The organism is Streptomyces sp. Q6 (genome assembly GCF_036967205.1).
Lineage (GTDB): Bacteria > Actinomycetota > Actinomycetes > Streptomycetales > Streptomycetaceae > Streptomyces > Streptomyces citrinus.
The window spans coordinates 6,846,058-6,862,742 of record NZ_CP146022.1; the positions used below are offsets into that span (position 1 = coordinate 6,846,058).

Below are 16,685 nucleotides of genomic sequence, written 5' to 3' on the forward strand. Positions count from 1 at the left end.
CGCCGGTGGGTGGAAGACCGGTTGCGCCGAACCGGCTGAGGCTGTGAACGGCGGCGATTTTCCCCAGGCGGAACGTCGCGGAATTGGCCATGAGGATCAAGGAGCCGGTGTCGTCGTCCCCATGGGCGAGGCGGAGTCGCTCCGCGCTCCCCAAGGCGTCAGGGTTCCCGGGCAGCTTGCAGCTGAACATAAGCAAGGCGGAGATCATCCGGCAGGGCATCCACCTCGCGGCCATGGCGAACCGGGTCTGGGACGAGCCTCACTTCTCCCGCACTTTCGAGGGGGCTGGTCGCATCCTCGGCAAGAGCGAGGTGCGTGACACCGTGGCTGACGCTGTGTGCCGCAGGATCGAGGCCGGTACTGTCGCGTGATCATCGTCATCGCGGACGCCTCCGGGCTCCTCACGGTGGGCCTGAGGGACATCTCGGCGACCGTCCTGCGCAGCTACATCGCTACGCTCGAAAGCGAGTGCGCGCCGCGCTATGCCCGGCAGATCCTCACGACCCTCTCGAACATCTTCGAGACGGCCATCGACGACAAGCGCCTCGTACGCAACCCAATGCGCGCGAAGTCGGTGCGCTGGCCCAAGGTGCCGGAGGACCAGCGGGAGGCGTGGCCGCTGGAGACAGCGCAACGCGTGCGGGACGTGATCAAAGCGCGCTACCGCATCGCGGTCGTGGTCGCTCTCGGCTGCGGGCTGCGCCAAGGGGAGGTCTTCGGCCTTTCTCCGGAGGACATCGACTTCCAGCGCGGAGTCATTCGCGTGCGTCGACAGGTACAACTGCTCAACGGCCGGCTGTACTTCGCCCTGCCCAAGGGCGGGAAGACGCGCATCGTCGACATGCCGGGGTCGGTCGCCGCCGAGCTGGCCGCGTACTTCCTTCAGTACACGGCGGTCGAGGTCGAGTTGCCGTGGGGCGGGCCGGAACCGGAGAGGGAGAAGCGGCGGTTCTCCCTCGTCCTGACGACGACGTACGGCAACGCGATCCGCGCGAACATCTTCAACGTCGAGGTCTGGAAGCCTGCCATCGCCGCGGCCGGGGTCATCCCTCTGCGGGAGAAAGGGGAGCGGTGGAAGGCGTCACGCAAGGACGGGTTCCACGTGCTCCGGCACACCTTCGCCTCGGTCATTCTCGAAGCGGGCGAGTCCGTCGTCACGTTGGCTCGATGGCTGGGCCACTCCAGTCCGACCATCACGCTCGACCACTACGCGCACTTCATGCCGGAGGCAGGCGGGAAGGGGCGCGCGGCGGTCGACGCACTGCTCGGTGTGGTTCCCGAGTACGTTCCGGACAACCTAACTCGGGCGTGAGGGTAAGAAATGGGTGGCACAGCGTCGGCTGTGCCACCCATTGTGCTGTGTGGACCCTGGCGGCCGGATGGGGGTCAGTCCGTGAGGCTCTTGCGGCGAACACGCAGTGAGTACGTCCGCTTTCCCCCGGGGCGGCCGCTGCTGCCCCAGCCGCCGCTCGTAGCCACGTTCCACCCGCGCTGTTCCTTCATCTGGGCGGCGAAGGCGCGCAGGTCGTTGATCTCGCAGCCGCAGTCCAGTGTGACGCTGACGCCGATGTACGGGCTTCGAGGGCTGTCCGTTGCGTAGGGGTTCGGCTCCCATCGCACTTCGTGTACGTGCTCCTTGAGGCCGGTGCGCTCGACGTCGTGCTTGATGCCGTGGGCTTTCGCGTACTCGTCCAGGTCATCGATCACGAACAAGTGACTCGACCACTCGCCGGGCCAGACCGCGAACAGGCGGGACTCGCCGGCCGCGGCCCGCTCGTACGCGGCGCGGTCGTCCCCGTGGGTCACCGTTCCGTCCTCGTGGACCTCGATGTAGCACGTCGTACGAGCGGTGTAGGGGAAGTCCTTCCCTGACTCCGCGGCACTTCTCGGTTCCAACTGATCCTCCCGGCCCGCGCGGTTCCATGTGGCCATTCAGTCAACACGCAGGGTGATGGCCTGCGCAGGGAAGTCGGCGGAAGTCGGCTGGACGATGCCCGCGCAAGGGCTGGCGCTGTGTGCGGCGCCCTGCTCCCCAACGCCGCCCGTTCTCCCCAGATTCTCCCCAGAGGGTTCCGCAGTGCATTCGAAACCATTCACTTACGTGAAGTCGGTCAAGCGTCGCGAGTCGCCGCTACAGCCAGTCCCGCCGCTTGAAAACGAAGTACAGGCTCACGCACACCAGCCCCATCAGCCCGATCGCGAACGGATACCCGAAGCTCCACCCCAGCTCCGGCATGTTCTCGAAGTTCATCCCGTAGATCGTCCCCACCAACGTGGGTGCAAAGAGAATGGCCGCCCACGAGGAGATCTTCTTGATCTCCTCGTTCTGCTCGAACCCCGCCTCCGCCAGCGCCCGCATCTCCGCGTTCTGCTGCTGTGTCACCAGCGTCGCGTTCACCGTGAGGATGTCGGCGAGGGCCTGGCGGAAGCCGTCGACGCGTTCGCTGGTGTGCGTGACGTGGTCGGCGACGTCGCGGAGGTAGCGCTGGAGTTCCTCGTCCGTGCCGTACTTCGCGAAGCCTGCCATCAGGCCGTGCAGCATGCCGATCAGCGGGCGGGTCGCGCGCTGGAACTCGACCATTTCCCGGGAGAGTTCGTAGATGCGGCGGGAGACCTCGGGGGCGCCGGAGAAGACCTCCGTCTCGATCTCGTCGATGTCGTTCTGGACGCCGTCGACGACCGGGGCGTAGCCGTCCACCACCGCGTCGAGGATGGCGTAGAGGATCGCTTCGGGGCCCAGGCGCAGGAGCTCGGGGGTCTTCTCCATGCGGTGGCGGACCGCCGAGAGGTCGGGGGCCGCGCCGTGCCGGACGGTGATGAGGAAGTCGGCGCCGACGAAGACGTGCAGTTCACCGAAGTCGACCTCCTCCGACGCGTCCAGGTAGCGGGCCGCGCGCAGGACGACGAAGAGGGTCTCGCCGTACCGCTCCAGCTTCGGACGCTGATGGGCTTCCAGCGCGTCCTCGACCGCGAGCTCGTGCAGGTCGAACTCGGCGGCCAGCGACTTCAGTTCGGCCTCGGTGGGGCGGGCCAGACCGATCCACGCCACCGTGTCCGGCTTCTCGCGCAGCCGGCGGTACGTGTCCGTGAGGGTGTCGGGGCTCGCCACGCGGACCCCGTCCCGGTACAGCGCCGTGTGCACCACACTGTCCGTCTCCTGCGGCGCGGTGCCGGGGTCGGCGACCGGGGCCGGCGGTGCCTCGGGCGTCGGACGGGGTCCGCGCCACGGCGCCAGGCGTACCGGCGCCCGCCGTGCCGGCCGCCCTGGCCAGGTCGCTCCTGCCGTCGCGGCATCGCCGCCTCCTTCCGCCGTGGGGTCCCTGGCAGGGTAACGAGCAAAGGTGACGCACCACGGCACCGGCATTGAGGACAGCTTCTGACCTCGATCGCCGCTACCGTCCCCGTATGACGACGAAGCCGATGACCACCCGCGCCCTGGGCCGCGCCACCCTGGAGCGGCAACTGCTGCTGCGCCGCACTCCGCTGACCGTCGAACAGGCCGTCGACCATCTCGTCGGCCTCCAGGCCCAGGAGGTCCGGCCGCCGTACCTCGCCCTCGCCGCCCGGCTCGAAGGCTTCACGCCCGCCCAGCTGTCGGACAGCCTGGAGGCGCGGCGCGTGGTCCGTCTCGTCACCATGCGGTCCACGATCCATCTGCACACCGCCGACGACGCCATGACGGTGCGTCCGCTCGTCCAGCCCGCCCGCGAGCGGGAGTTGAAGATGTTCCGCGCGGGTCTGGTCGATGTCGACCTGGCCCGGCTCGGCGCGCTGACCAAGGCGTACGTCGAGGAGGAGCCGCGCACGCCGAAGCAGATCAGGGAGCTGCTCCTGAAGGAGTGGCCCGACGCCGACCCGCTGGCGCTCACCATCGCCGCCCGCTGCTCCCTTCCTCTCGTCCAGGCCACCCCGCGCGGGCTGTGGCGGCGCAGCGGTGGCGTACGGCTCACCACCGCCGAACACTGGCTGGGGCGGCCGAGCGGCCCGACGCCCGCCGCCGACGACACCGTCCTGCGCTACCTCGGCGCCTTCGGGCCCGCCTCCGTGAAGGACTTCCAGCAGTGGGCGGGGCTGACCCGTACCAAGGAGGTCTTCGAGCGGCTGCGCCCGCGGCTCGTGACGTTCCGCGACGAGCACGGCGTCGAGCTGTTCGACCTGCCCGACGCGCCGCGCCCCGACGAGGACACCCCCGCGCCGCCCCGGCTGCTCGCCGAGTTCGACAACCTCCTCCTGTCGCACGCCGACCGCACCCGCGTCATCCACGAGTCCGACCGGGGCCGCAACTGGCAGGTGAACACCGCCTACCTGACCTTCCTCGTCGACGGATTCCTCGCCGGGCTCTGGACGCTGAAGGAGAGCGCGACGGGCACCGTCCTCACCCTGGAACCCTTCGCCACGCTCACCCGCGCCCAGCGCGACGAACTCGTCGCCGAGGCCGAGCGCACGGCCACCGTCCTGGAAGCCCCGGGCCCGGTCACGGTGGACTTCGGCACGGTACGTACCTAGGGCGCCGCCGGTCGTTCAGTCCGCCCGGCCCGTCGCCGCCACCGTCACCCCGAGGCCGATCAGCGCGAAGCCGCCCGTGCCGCCGATCAGCGACAGGCGTCGGTCGGAGCGCGCGAACCAGCCGCGCGCGGCCGACGCCGTCAGACCCCACAGGGTGTCCGTGACCAGGCCGATCGAGATCGGTATCAGGCCCAGCAGGAGCATCTGGGCGGGCAGTCGGCCCGCCTCGTGGTTGACGAACTGCGGCAGCACCGCCGCGAAGAACACGATGCCCTTCGGGTTCGTGACGCCCACCAGGACCCCGTCGAGCACGGTGCGCAGATCGCCGCGCGGCGGGCCCACCGGACCGCGGATGTCCGACGCCTTCATGTCATGGCGGTGCCGGAACGCCTGTATGCCCAGATGGATCAGGTACGCCGCGCCCGCCAGCTTCACCGCGACGAACAGGGCCGCTGAGCGCTCCACCAGCGCGCCGACGCCGAGTGCCACCGCCACCACCAGCAGGTACGAGCCGAAGACATTGCCCACCGCCGTCGCCACCGCGGTGCGCCGCCCGTGCGCGAGCGCCCTGCCGATCACGAACAGCACGCTCGGACCCGGGATCACGATCACCAACAAGGACATCGCCGCGAACGCCAGGTACCGGTCCGTCGACACCATGTGCCTCACCCCCGCAGACCATTGAAGACCATCCCACCGACAACGGGACCGGCGTTGCGCTCACCGGCGTGAGTGACCCGCCGGTGAGCGCCCACGCCCACGCCCACTGAGGAACAATCCGCCGACGAACAGCTCACCGACGAACAGCCCATTGACGCACAGCCCACCGACGAAAACCCCGCCGCCGAACAGGTCACCGAAAAGCGGCCCGCCAGGGCGGGCCGCACGGCTACGGCAGCAGCCCCGCCCTGCGCGCCGACGCCACCGCCTCGCCCCGCGTATGCGCGCCCAGCTTCCGCATCGCCGAGCGGAGATAGCCCTTCACCGTCTCCGGACGCAGCCCGAGCCGTTCGGCCGCCGCCGCGTTCGTCGCGCCGGACGCCACGCACGCGAGGACGTCCACCTCGCGCGGCGCGAGCACCACGGCCGCCTCCCGCTCCGACGGAGTCGCCGCCGACGCCAACTTTCCGCACACCGCCAGGAGTTCGGTGCGCAGTGCCGGATCGACGATCCGCGGGGCGAGCGCCCGCAGCGCCCCGTGCGCCTCCCGGACCTCCTCCCACGCGCCGGCGCCCTCGGCCGCCGGCGCGGCCGCCGCGGCGAGCAGCGACCGGGCCTCGTCCCGTACGAGGAGTGCCTGCTCCACGTCGCGCGCCGCCGCCATCGCCGCGCTCAGTGCCCGGTCGCCGAGCGGCTGGGCCGAGCGCAGGGCCCCGTACAGCACACCGCGCACCCGGCGGCGGACGACGACGGGGACGGCGAGGACCGAGCGCAGCCCCTCGGTCGCGACGGCGAAGTCGTACTCGTGGCTGATGTGGCGCGAGCCGTGGTAGTCGGTGACGGCGCACGCGCGGGCGAGGGTGAGCGCCTTTCCGCCCAGGCCGTTGCCCGCCGCCACGGTGAGCCCGCGCAGGGCGTGCGTGGCGGCGCCGCTCAGCTCGGCGATCCGTACCTGGCCCGCCTGCCCGGCCCGTCCGGCACCCGCGGTGAGCCCGCCGAACGCCACCGGCAGCCCCGTGCCCCGGCGCAGTCGCACCAGCGCGGCACGCATCTCGACCGCCTCCACCGCCTCTGCGGACACCTTCCATCACCTCGCCGAGCTTCGTTCACCCCCGTTCGGGGGTGGTGAGACCTGCGTCACGGACTACACGATGTCAGACACGGTCCGCAACGACGCGAACAAGAAGGACTCCTGGAGCGCACATGACGACGGCGAACGGCCCCACCCAGCAGTTCCGCACCGCCCGCGACTTCCTGTTGCAGCACGCCGAGGACTACGAGACGGCGTACGAGGGCTTCGCCTGGCCCCGCCCCGACCGCTTCAACTGGGCCCTCGACTGGTTCGACGTCATCGCGGAGGGCAACGAGAAGACCGCCCTGCACATCGTCGAGGAGGACGGCGCCGAGGCCCGGTTCTCCTTCGACACGCTGCGCCGCCGCTCCGACCAGGTCGCGAACTGGCTCGACGCCCACGGCGTGCGGGCCGGCGACCGGGTGCTGCTCATGCTCGGCAACCAGGTCGAGTTGTGGGAGACCATGCTCGCCGCGATGAAGTTGCGCGCCGTCGTCATCCCCGCGACACCGCTGCTCGGTCCCGCGGACCTCACCGACCGCATCGAGCGCGGCCGCGCCCGGCACGTCGTCGTACGGCCCGAGGACGTGGCGAAGTTCGCCGAGGTGCCGGGGGAGTACACCCGTATCGTCGTCGGCTCCGGCGGCGCGCCGGGCGCGGGCTGGCTCGCGTACGAGGAGTCGCACACGGCCGACGACACCTTCGAGCCCACCGGTGTCACCCTCGCCGACGACGCGCTGCTCCTGTACTTCACCTCCGGCACGACGGCCCGCCCCAAGCTCGTCGAGCACACACACGTCTCCTACCCGGTGGGTCACCTGGCGACGATGTACTGGATCGGGCTGCGCCCCGACGACGTCCACCTGAACATCTCGTCACCCGGCTGGGCCAAGCACGCCTGGTCGAACTTCTTCGCTCCCTGGAACGCCGAGGCGACCGTCTTCCTCTACAACTACACGCGCTTCGACGCGGGCCGGCTGATGGATGCCATGGACCGCGCGGGGGTGACGTCCTTCTGCGCACCGCCCACCGTGTGGCGCATGCTCATCCAGGCCGACCTCACCCAACTCCGCAAACCTCCCAGGGCAGTTGTCGCCGCGGGCGAGCCGCTCAACCCGGAGGTCATCGAACAGGTCAAGCGGGCCTGGGGCATCACCATCCGCGACGGATTCGGGCAGACCGAGACGTCCGTGCAGGTCTCCAACAGTCCCGGCCAGCCTCTGAAGACCGGCTCCATGGGGCGGCCCAGCCCCGGCTTCACGGTGGAACTCCTCGACCCGGTCACGGGGCGGCCCGGCGCCGACGAAGGGGAGATCAGCCTCGACCTGTCCGCGCACCCCGTCGGTCTGATGGTCGGCTACCACGGCGACCCGGAGCGGACCGCCGAGGCGATGGCGGGCGGCTACTACCGCACCGGCGACATCGGATCACGCGACGCCGACGGCTACTTGACGTACGTCGGCCGCGCCGACGACGTCTTCAAGGCGTCCGACTACAAGATCAGCCCCTTCGAGCTGGAGAGCGCGCTGCTCGAACATGAGGCCGTCGCCGAGGCGGCCGTGGTGCCCGCCCCCGACGAGCTGCGGCTCGCCGTCCCGAAGGCGTACGTCGTGCTCGCCGAGGGGTACGAACCCGGCCCGGACACCGCCAAGTTGCTCTTCGAGCACTCCCGCGCGGTCCTCGCCCCGTACAAGCGACTGCGCCGCATCGAGTTCGGCGAGCTGCCCAAGACGGTCTCGGGGAAGATCCGCCGCATCGAGCTGCGCGAGGCCACGGCCAGGGGTTCCGTCGCCGAGTACCGCGAGGAGGACTTCAAGTGACTTCGACAGCAAGGGAGTTGTCGTACACGCACGGAACCGGTGAGGTCCCGCTGCTCGGCGACACCATCGGCAGGAACCTCCAGCGGGCCGTCGACACGTGGCCCGACCGCGAGGCCCTGGTCGACGTGCCGAGCGGTCGCCGCTGGACGTACGCCCAGTTCGGCGCGGATGTCGACGAGCTGGCGCGCGGACTGCTCGCGCACGGCGTCACCCAGGGTGACCGGGTCGGGATCTGGGCGGTCAACTGCCCCGAGTGGGTCCTCGTCCAGTACGCGACCGCCCGTATCGGCGCCGTCATGGTGAACATCAACCCCGCCTACCGGGCACACGAGTTGGCGTACGTGCTGCGGCAGTCGGGGGTCTGCGTGCTGATCGCGTCGACCGGGCACAAGGGGACGGACTACCGGGAGCAGGTCCGCCAGGTCGCCCCCGACTGCCCCGAGCTGCGGGAGCGCGTCTTCATCGGCGAGCAGAGCTGGGACGCGCTCGTCGCCTCCGCGGCAGGCGTGACGGAGGAGCAACTCGCCTCCGCTGAAGCCGCGTTGTCATGCGACGACGCGGTCAACATCCAGTACACCTCCGGCACCACCGGCTTCCCGAAGGGGGCCACGCTCTCCCACCACAACATCCTCAACAACGGGTACTGGGTGGGCGAGACGGTCGGCTACACCGAGCAGGACCGGGTGTGTCTGCCGGTGCCCTTCTACCACTGTTTCGGGATGGTGATGGGCAATCTGGGCGCTACGTCCCATGGTGCCTGCGTCGTCATCCCGGCCCCGTCCTTCGAACCGGCGGCCACCCTGCGCGCCGTGCAGCAGGAGCGCTGCACGTCACTGTACGGCGTACCGACCATGTTCATCGCCGAGTTGAACCTGCCGGACTTCGCCTCGTACGACCTGAGCAGCCTGCGCACCGGCATCATGGCCGGCTCCCCGTGCCCGGTGGAGGTGATGAAGCGGGTGGTCGCCGAGATGCACATGGCCGAGGTGAGCATCTGCTACGGCATGACCGAGACCTCGCCGGTCTCCCTCCAGACCCGCCGCGACGACGACCTGGAGCGGCGCACCGGCACCGTCGGACGCGTTCTGCCGCACATCGAGGTCAAGGTCGTCGACCCGGTCACCGGTGTCACGCTGCCGCGCGGCGAACCCGGCGAGCTGTGCACCCGCGGCTACAGCGTGATGCTCGGCTACTGGGCGGAGCCCGAGAAGACCGCCGAGGTCATCGACGCCGGACGGTGGATGCACACCGGCGACCTGGCGGTCCTGCGCGAGGACGGCTACGCGCAGATCGTCGGCCGCATCAAGGACATGATCATCCGCGGCGGCGAGAACATCTACCCGCGCGAGGTCGAGGAGTTCCTGTACACGCATCCGAAGATCGCCGATGTGCAGGTCGTCGGGGTGCCGCACGAGACGTACGGGGAAGAGGTCCTCGCCTGCGTGATCCTGCGGGACCCGGCGGACACGCTCACCCTCGACGAGGTGCGCGCGTACTGCCGTGACCGGCTCGCGCACTACAAAGTGCCCAGCAGGTTGCGCATCCTCGAGTCGTTTCCCATGACGGTGAGCGGGAAGGTCCGGAAAGTGGAACTCCGCGAAGGATACGGGGAGTTGTAGTACGTGGACGGGAGCGGGCTTTACAGTTCCCGCCGCATGCAGACCCTGACCCACCGGTCCAGGCGGTGCTCCGCCTCCGCCGAGCGAACGCGGCGCAGGCCCGGTGTGAGCTCGGGCTCGGTGAGCCGGCGGAAGCCGAGACGCTCGTAGTAGGGCGCGTTCCACGGCACGTCGGCGAACGTGGTCAGGGTGAGAGCGGCCAGGTCCTGGTCGCGCGCGCAGTCGGCGGCGTACGCGACCAGGGCCCGGCCCACCCCGCGTCGCGCGGCGTCCGGATGCACCGTGACCTGCTCGATGTGGAAGGCGCCTTCGACGGCCTCGCCGACCAGGTAGGCGATCACCGTGCCGTCGTCCTGGACGGCGACCCAGGCGTGGCCCGCCCGCCGGAACCGCTCCAACGCGCCTGTCGTGGGCGGCTCGTCGTCGGCGACGAGATCCATGCCGACGGTGCGGAAGATCTCCCCGGCGGCCGTCTCGATGGCCTGGAGGCGGGGGAGGTCGGCGGGCTCGGCGAGACGGATCCTCATACGGTCAGTATCGTCCCGGTGGCGGCCAGCCACCCATCACCCGCGTCAACAACCCTGCGGGTCAATACACCTAGGCCCCGCTCGCGATCAGCTCGTCCGCCGGGCTGTTCACCGGCTGCGGCATCCCCGCCAGGTCCAGGACGAACAGTGGGATGCCGAGTTCGTCCGCGCGCGTGCGGGCCGCGTCCAGGTATCCGGCCAGGGAGAAGTAGACGCAGGCCGCGGACTCCGTCATCGCCTGGAGCCACAGGCACTCGACGTCGCGCACCGTCGCGGGCCGCACCGACGGCTCGACCTGGGCGACGACACCGCGGGCCGCGAGGCCGATACCGGAGGGCGGGCGCTGGTCGGCGCGGCGCACCTCCAGGTAGCCGAGCCAGCGCAGATACAGCGCGGCGGCGGTCACCGCGTCGCGTGCGGTGCGGATCGCCACGGGCTGGAAGGCGGGCCGTGGCGTCGCCGCCGTGCGCGGTAGCGGTATGTGCGAGGGCGTCGGGAGCTGGTCGCCCTGGACCGGGACGCGCAGCACGGTGCCGCAGTCGCAGCCCAGCTCGGGGCGGGGCCAGCGGTCGCGGCGGCCGCACATCGGGCAGCGCAGGGTGACCCAGTCGTCGGCCCAGGTGCGGTCGCTGACCGGTTCGGCGGCGGCGCCGCGCAGCAGCGGGGGAGCGACGGGCGCACCGCACGCGCAGGGCAGGACGGGGGGCGACGTACACATGCTCGCGCGTGCAGGCAGGGCATTGCACGCGGACCGGCTCGGCCATGGTCCACCCCCTCCGCGGCGCGCGTTCCGGATCGACGTCGGTCTCATCATCCACCTTGACGGCCTCCGAGACCCCCCTCTACATTGCTTCCATATAGCAGAACCTAGTTTCCGCATCGTGAAATTGCACGGTTATCAACGATCGATCAGCGGAGACGGGGACGGAATTCAGAGCTCGCCGCGGGGCGCGACGGGAGCGCGAATCCGACAGCCGGACAAACAGCAGTCAGTCACAGCAGAAGTCGGGAGCACTCATGGCTCGAATGACCGCCGCCCGCGCGGCCGTTGAGATCCTCAAGCGCGAGGGCGTCAGCAACGCGTTCGGCGTGCCCGGTGCCGCCATCAACCCCTTCTACAAGGAGCTCAAGGAGAGCGGTGGCATCGACCACACGCTCGCCCGCCACGTCGAGGGCGCCTCGCACATGGCCGAGGGCTACACCCGCGCCAACCCGGGCAACATCGGTGTCTGCATCGGTACGTCGGGCCCGGCCGGCACCGACATGATCACCGGCCTCTACTCCGCGATCGGCGACTCCATCCCGATCCTGTGCATCACGGGCCAGGCCCCGAGCCACCTGCTGCACAAGGAGGACTTCCAGGCCGTCGACATCGCCACGATCGCCAAGCCGGTCGCCAAGATGGCCGTGACGGTCCTGGAGGCCGCGCAGGTCCCCGGCGTCTTCCAGCAGGCGTTCCACCTGATGCGCTCGGGCCGTCCCGGACCGGTCCTGATCGACCTGCCGATCGACGTCCAGCAGACGGAGATCGAGTTCGACCCGGAGACGTACGAGCCGCTGCCGGTCTACAAGCCGGCCGCGACCCGCGCGCAGATCGAGAAGGCGATCCGCTTCCTCGTGGAGTCCGAGCGCCCGCTGATCGTCGCCGGCGGCGGCATCATCAACGCGGACGCGAGCGACCTGCTCGTCGAGTTCGCCGAGATCACCGACACCCCCGTCGTTCCTACGCTGATGGGCTGGGGCACGATCCCCGACGACCACGAGCTGAACGCGGGCATGGTCGGCCAGCAGACCGGCCACCGGTACGGCAACGCCACGTTCCTGGAGTCGGACTTCGTCCTCGGCATCGGCAACCGCTGGGCCAACCGCCACACCGGCTACAAGCTCGACGTGTACCGCGGCGACCGCACCTTCGTGCACGTCGACATCGAGCCGACCCAGATCGGCAAGATCTTCGCCCCGGACTACGGGATCACCTCCGACGCCAAGGCCGCGCTCACCCTCTTCGTCGAGGTCGCGAAGGAGCTGAAGGCCGCGGGCGAGCTGCCGGACCGCTCCGCGTGGGTCGCCTCGCACCTGGAGCGCAAGGAGACCCTCCTGCGCCGCACGCACTTCGACGACATCCCCATGAAGCCGCAGCGCGTCTACGAGGAGATGAACAAGGCGTTCGGCAAGGACACGCGCTACGTGACGACCATCGGTCTGTCGCAGATCGCGGGCGCCCAGATGCTGCACGTCTACAAGCCGCGCCACTGGATCAACTGCGGCCAGGCGGGCCCGCTCGGCTGGACCATCCCGGCCGCGCTCGGCGTCGCCAAGGCCGACCCGGACGCGCAGGTCGTGGCGCTCTCCGGCGACTACGACTTCCAGTTCATGATCGAGGAGCTGGCGGTCGGCGCGCAGCACCGCATCCCGTACGTCCATGTCCTGGTGAACAACGCCTACCTGGGCCTGATCCGCCAGGCCCAGATCGGCCTCGACCTCAACTTCCAGGTCAACCTGGAGTTCGAGAACCAGAACAGCCCCGAGCTCGGCGTCTACGGCGTCGACCACGTCAAGGTCGCCGAGGGACTGGGCTGCAAGGCGATCCGGGTCACCGACCCGAACGAGCTGGGCCAGGCCCTGGAGCAGGCCAAGAAGCTCGCCCAGGAGCACCAGGTCCCGGTCGTCGTCGAGGCGATCCTGGAGCGCGTCACGAACATCTCGATGAGCCCGACGGCCGACATCAGCGCGGTCAAGGAGTTCGAGGAGATCGCGACGGAACCGGGCCACGCGCCCACGTCGATCCGTCCGTTGAAGGTCTGACGCGGACTCGACATCACGTCGAAGGGGCGGGTCACCGGTGCACCGGTGACCCGCCCCTTCGACGTGATGTCAGACCCGGGCGACACCATGCGGCCCACGCGGCCCACGCGGACACGAGTGGACATGACGCTCGGCCGGCAGCTGCGGGACGTACGCAAGGGCATTTCCGACGCGGGAGTGGACGAAGCGGTCGCGGGAGTGGACGAAGCGGTGTCCGCTGTGGTTGCCCCCCCATACAGGGTGGGCGCGGCGGTAGGCGGCGGGGCGCCAAGGAGAGGGTCCGCCTGCTGGGCGCGGCGCGTGAGGCCGCGGCCCGCGCGGAGCGGTGGAAGGTCGTGAGGTGGCTCCACGACTCCATCGACTACTCCGAGGAGCGCATCCCTCAGGAGCGAGTTCGAGGAGCGCTACCGCATCTCCCGGGACGGGGCGCGCAAGGAGCGAAGCCGCGACTTCCTGGCGAGCTCGACGGCAGCCGCGCGCGAATGCCGGGGGGCCGCCGCACAGGAGTTCCTGGGGCGGGGACTCCCGGTTCCCGCAAGGCGCCGGAGGACCACCCTGGACGCTACGTGATGGGGCCGATGTGCCGGAGGCCGAGATCGGCGAGGCCCTGCGTACGTTCCAGGCCCGTGTCGCCCGTGTCGAGGTGCTCACCTACAAGGAACTCCTGGACAACGCCCACCGCTCCCTCGGGGGCTGAGCGAACACAGGAGCGCCGAGTTCGGGACCGTCCGAACTCGGCGCTCTGTCTGGGAGGGTGGTGCCGTCCGACGGCGCGCGACTGGCGAAACATGCATGCGCGCCACCGGACGGAGTCCGTTGTCCCGTGGGGGAGTTGGCCGGGACCGCGGCGGCGGGGCGACGGTTGCCGGGGGCGTACTGCCTCAGGTCGACAGCGACCCCGGTACCTTCACCACCGCACTGGCTCGCACCTGCCGCCGCGGTCCCCGCTCGGCGCCGGCGGCTTCGGCCGGCGCAGTCTCCCGTCACCGCCTGGCGCGACCACCCCTCATCCGGGTCGTCCAGGCGGTGCGGGCTTGCGTGCACGGAGCTGACCTCCCGTCAGGCCCCGTACACGGTCCAGGGGTTCAGTCCTCGCGCAGGGCGCGGACCGCTTCCTCGACGCGCTTGCCGTAGTCCGGGTCGGCGGCGTGGAAGTGGGCGAGGTTCTTCTCCACGATGTCGTCGCGCGAGACCTGGGAGAGGCCGCCCGCGATGTTCGCGACCAGGCGTCCCTTCTCGTCCTCGGACATCAGGCGGTACAGCTCGCCCGCCTGGAAGAAGTCGTCGTCCTTGGTGTGGGCCGGGGCCTCGTGCGTGCCCGTGTGGCCGGAGACCGCGAGCGGCGCGGCGAGCGCGCGGCCGGTCTCGGCGGGGCCGTCGTACGAGTTCGGCTCGTAGTTCTTGCGGGCGCGGTCGTAGGCGTTGGTCGCCATGAGACCGTCGCGGCCGTAGTTGTTCGCCGTGGTCGCCTTCGGCGCGTTCACCGGCAGCTGGGTGTGGTTGACGCCCAGGCGGTAGCGCTGCGCGTCGGCGTACGCGAACAGGCGGCCCTGGAGCATCTTGTCCGGCGAGGGGCCGATGCCGGGAACGAAGTTGTTCGGGGAGAACGCGGCCTGTTCGACCTCGGCGAAGACGTTGTCCGGGTTGCGGTCGAGGACCAGGCGGCCCACGCGCTGCAACGGGTAGTCCTTGTGCGGCCACACCTTGGTCAGGTCGAACGGGTTGAAGCGGTACTCGGCCGCCTCGGCCGCCGGCATGATCTGCACGTACAGCGTCCAGGACGGGTTCACCCCGCGCTCGATGGCCTGCAACAGGTCCGTCTGGTGCGAGTTGGCGTCCTTGCCGGCGAGCTCGGCGCCCTGCTCGGCGGAGAGCGAGCGGATGCCCTGGTTCGTCTTGAAGTGGTACTTCACGAAGAAGGCTTCGCCCTGCTCGTTCGTCCACTGGTAGGTGTGCGAGCCGTAGCCGTTCATGTGGCGGTACGACGCCGGGATGCCGCGGTCGCCCATCAGCCAGGTCACCTGGTGCGTCGCCTCGGGGGCGTGCGCCCAGAAGTCCCAGACGTTCTCCGGCTCCTGCTTGCCCGTGAACGGGTCGCGCTTCTGAGAGTGGATGAAGTCGGGGAACTTCAGCGGGTCCTTGATGAAGAAGACCGGGGTGTTGTTGCCGACGAGGTCGTAGTTGCCCTCTTCGGTGTAGAACTTCACGGCGAAGCCGCGCGGGTCACGGACGGCGTCCGCGCCACCGAGGTTGTCAGCCACCGTCGAGAAGCGCAGGAAGAGCTCGGTGCGCTTGCCGATCGCGGAGAGGAAGTCGGCGTACGTGTAGCCGGTGACGTCGTCCGTCACCTCGAAGTAGCCGTACGCGCCGGAACCGCGGGCGTGCACCACGCGCTCCGGGATGCGCTCGCGGTTGAAGCGGGCGAGCTTCTCCAGGAGGTGCTGGTCCTGGAGGAGGAGCGGGCCGCCGCTGCCGGCGGTGGCGGAGTTCTGGTTGTCGGCGACAGGGGCGCCGGACTCGGTCGTGAGCACACGCTTCGGCATTGTTTGGAGGCGACCTTCCGTGCAGTGGCTGCTGACGATGGGGGCATCTACAGAGGCAGTGGAGTGGAGCGTAGGGACCCCTGAACTGCTACGTCAACAGTTTGTTGAAGTTGTTGGGAGTCGGGAGGTGGTTCCGGGCCGCGGCGACGCCTGGGCGCGACAGGACAGGTGTCAGCGCCACCGCGGCCCGGAGTCGTGGGGGTCGCTCTAGGCGACCTGGTTGCCCGAGAGGCGCTCGACGGAGCGCAGCAGGGCCGAGTGGTCGAGGCCGCCGTCGCCCTGGGCGCGCAGCGAGGCGACGAGCTGGGCGACCACGCCGCCGACGGGCAGGGCCGCGCCCACGTTGCGGGCGGCGTCGGTGACGATGCCCATGTCCTTGTGGTGCAGGTCGATGCGGAAGCCCGGCTTGAAGTCCCGGTTGAGGAAGTTGTCCTTCTTGCGGGTCAGCACGGTCGAGCCGGCCAGGCCGCCGTTGAGGACGTCGAGCGCGGCCTTGAGGTCCACGCCGGACTTCTCCAGGAAGACCACGGCCTCGGCGCACGCCTGGATGTTCACGGCGACGATCAGCTGGTTGGCGGCCTTCACCGTCTGGCCCGAGCCGTGCGGACCGCACAGCACGATGGTCTTGCCGAGCGCCTCGAGCAGCGGCTCGGCCTCGTCGAAGTCGGCCTGCTCACCGCCGACCATGATGGACAGGACGGCCTCGATCGCGCCGGCCTCGCCACCGGAGACGGGGGCGTCGAGGACCCGGATGCCCTTGTCCTTCGCGGCCTTCGCGAGGTCGACCGAGGTCTGCGGGGTGATCGACGACATGTCGACGATCAGCGCGCCGGACCGCGCGTTCTCCAGGATGCCGTCGGGGCCGTACGCGATGGCCTCGACCTGCGGCGACGCGGGGACCATCGTCACGATGACATCGGCGTCGCGGACGGCCTCGGCGATCGACTTCGCGGCGGTGCCGCCGGCCGCGGCGAGCCGGTCCAGCTTGTCCTGCTCCAGGGTGAAGCCCGTGACGTCGTAACCGGCCTTGATCAGGTTCTCCGACATGGGCGAGCCCATGATGCCGAGACCGATCCATGCGACCTTGGGAAGGTTGTTGCTCATGAGGGTGACTCCAAAAGCGTTGGTACGGC

General features: G+C 70.0%; 11 protein-coding genes and 3 pseudogenes. 6 read left to right on the forward strand and 8 right to left on the reverse strand.

Annotated features, from left to right (window positions below; genetic code table 11):
* Positions 1-188: 188 nt before the first annotated feature.
* Positions 189-371, forward strand: a pseudogene (locus V2W30_RS31705) (hypothetical protein); the annotation flags it as partial.
* The gene (locus V2W30_RS31710) at positions 368-1,312 is read left to right on the forward strand and encodes a site-specific integrase (protein ID WP_338701931.1); all 945 of its coding nucleotides are present in this window, start codon (positions 368-370) and stop codon (positions 1,310-1,312) included. The pseudogene V2W30_RS31705 and the gene V2W30_RS31710, both read left to right, overlap by 4 nt.
* Positions 1,313-1,386: 74 nt before the next feature.
* On the opposite strand, the gene V2W30_RS31715 is transcribed toward V2W30_RS31710, so the two are convergent.
* Both V2W30_RS31715 and V2W30_RS31720 read right to left on the reverse strand, forming a co-directional pair.
* Positions 1,387-1,896 carry a hypothetical protein gene (locus tag V2W30_RS31715; RefSeq protein WP_338701932.1) on the reverse strand — a complete coding sequence of 170 codons (510 nt, stop codon included), beginning with the start codon at positions 1,894-1,896 and terminating at the stop codon, positions 1,387-1,389.
* A 235-nt stretch (positions 1,897-2,131) separates the two neighbouring features.
* Positions 2,132-3,294: pseudogene (locus V2W30_RS31720) on the reverse strand (magnesium and cobalt transport protein CorA).
* A gap of 111 nt (positions 3,295-3,405) precedes the next feature.
* On the opposite strand from V2W30_RS31720, the gene V2W30_RS31725 reads away from it, so the two are divergent.
* A complete protein-coding gene (locus V2W30_RS31725) occupies positions 3,406-4,506 on the forward strand; it encodes a winged helix DNA-binding domain-containing protein (RefSeq protein ID WP_338701933.1) in 1,101 nt (366 codons plus the stop codon).
* 15 nt (positions 4,507-4,521) lie between these two features.
* On the opposite strand, the gene V2W30_RS31730 is transcribed toward V2W30_RS31725, so the two are convergent.
* Together V2W30_RS31730 and V2W30_RS31735 are read right to left on the reverse strand one after the other, a co-directional pair.
* Positions 4,522-5,166, reverse strand: a complete 645-nt coding sequence (locus tag V2W30_RS31730) for a LysE family translocator (protein WP_338701934.1) — start codon at positions 5,164-5,166, stop codon at positions 4,522-4,524.
* 229 nt (positions 5,167-5,395) lie between these two features.
* Positions 5,396-6,217 (reverse strand): response regulator transcription factor, encoded by an 822-nt coding sequence (locus tag V2W30_RS31735; RefSeq protein ID WP_425244712.1) that lies wholly within the window; start codon positions 6,215-6,217, stop codon positions 5,396-5,398.
* Positions 6,218-6,369: 152 nt separating this feature from the next.
* On the opposite strand from V2W30_RS31735, the gene V2W30_RS31740 reads away from it, so the two are divergent.
* Complete coding sequence (locus tag V2W30_RS31740; protein WP_338701936.1) at positions 6,370-8,058, forward strand: AMP-binding protein; 1,689 nt, start codon at positions 6,370-6,372, stop codon at positions 8,056-8,058.
* Complete coding sequence (locus V2W30_RS31745) at positions 8,055-9,677, forward strand: AMP-binding protein (RefSeq protein WP_338701937.1); 1,623 nt, start codon at positions 8,055-8,057, stop codon at positions 9,675-9,677. Before V2W30_RS31740 ends, V2W30_RS31745 begins: the two co-directional genes overlap by 4 nt.
* A 20-nt stretch (positions 9,678-9,697) precedes the next feature.
* Here the strand turns inward: V2W30_RS31745 and V2W30_RS31750 are convergent, their stop codons facing one another.
* Together V2W30_RS31750 and V2W30_RS31755 are read right to left on the reverse strand one after the other, a co-directional pair.
* Complete coding sequence (locus tag V2W30_RS31750; RefSeq protein WP_338701938.1) at positions 9,698-10,204, reverse strand: GNAT family N-acetyltransferase; 507 nt, start codon at positions 10,202-10,204, stop codon at positions 9,698-9,700.
* A gap of 70 nt (positions 10,205-10,274) precedes the next feature.
* A pseudogene (locus V2W30_RS31755) lies at positions 10,275-10,968 on the reverse strand (hypothetical protein).
* Positions 10,969-11,230: 262 nt separating this feature from the next.
* Between V2W30_RS31755 and gcl the strand changes: the two are divergent.
* Complete coding sequence (gene gcl, locus V2W30_RS31760) at positions 11,231-13,009, forward strand: glyoxylate carboligase (RefSeq protein ID WP_338703840.1); 1,779 nt, start codon at positions 11,231-11,233, stop codon at positions 13,007-13,009.
* 1,085 nt (positions 13,010-14,094) lie between these two features.
* Here the strand turns inward: gcl and V2W30_RS31765 are convergent.
* Complete coding sequence (locus tag V2W30_RS31765) at positions 14,095-15,552, reverse strand: catalase (RefSeq protein WP_338701939.1); 1,458 nt, start codon at positions 15,550-15,552, stop codon at positions 14,095-14,097.
* 207 nt (positions 15,553-15,759) lie between these two features.
* Positions 15,760-16,656 (reverse strand): 2-hydroxy-3-oxopropionate reductase, encoded by an 897-nt coding sequence (locus tag V2W30_RS31770; RefSeq protein WP_338701940.1) that lies wholly within the window; start codon positions 16,654-16,656, stop codon positions 15,760-15,762.
* Between the last annotated feature and the right edge of the window lie 29 nt (positions 16,657-16,685).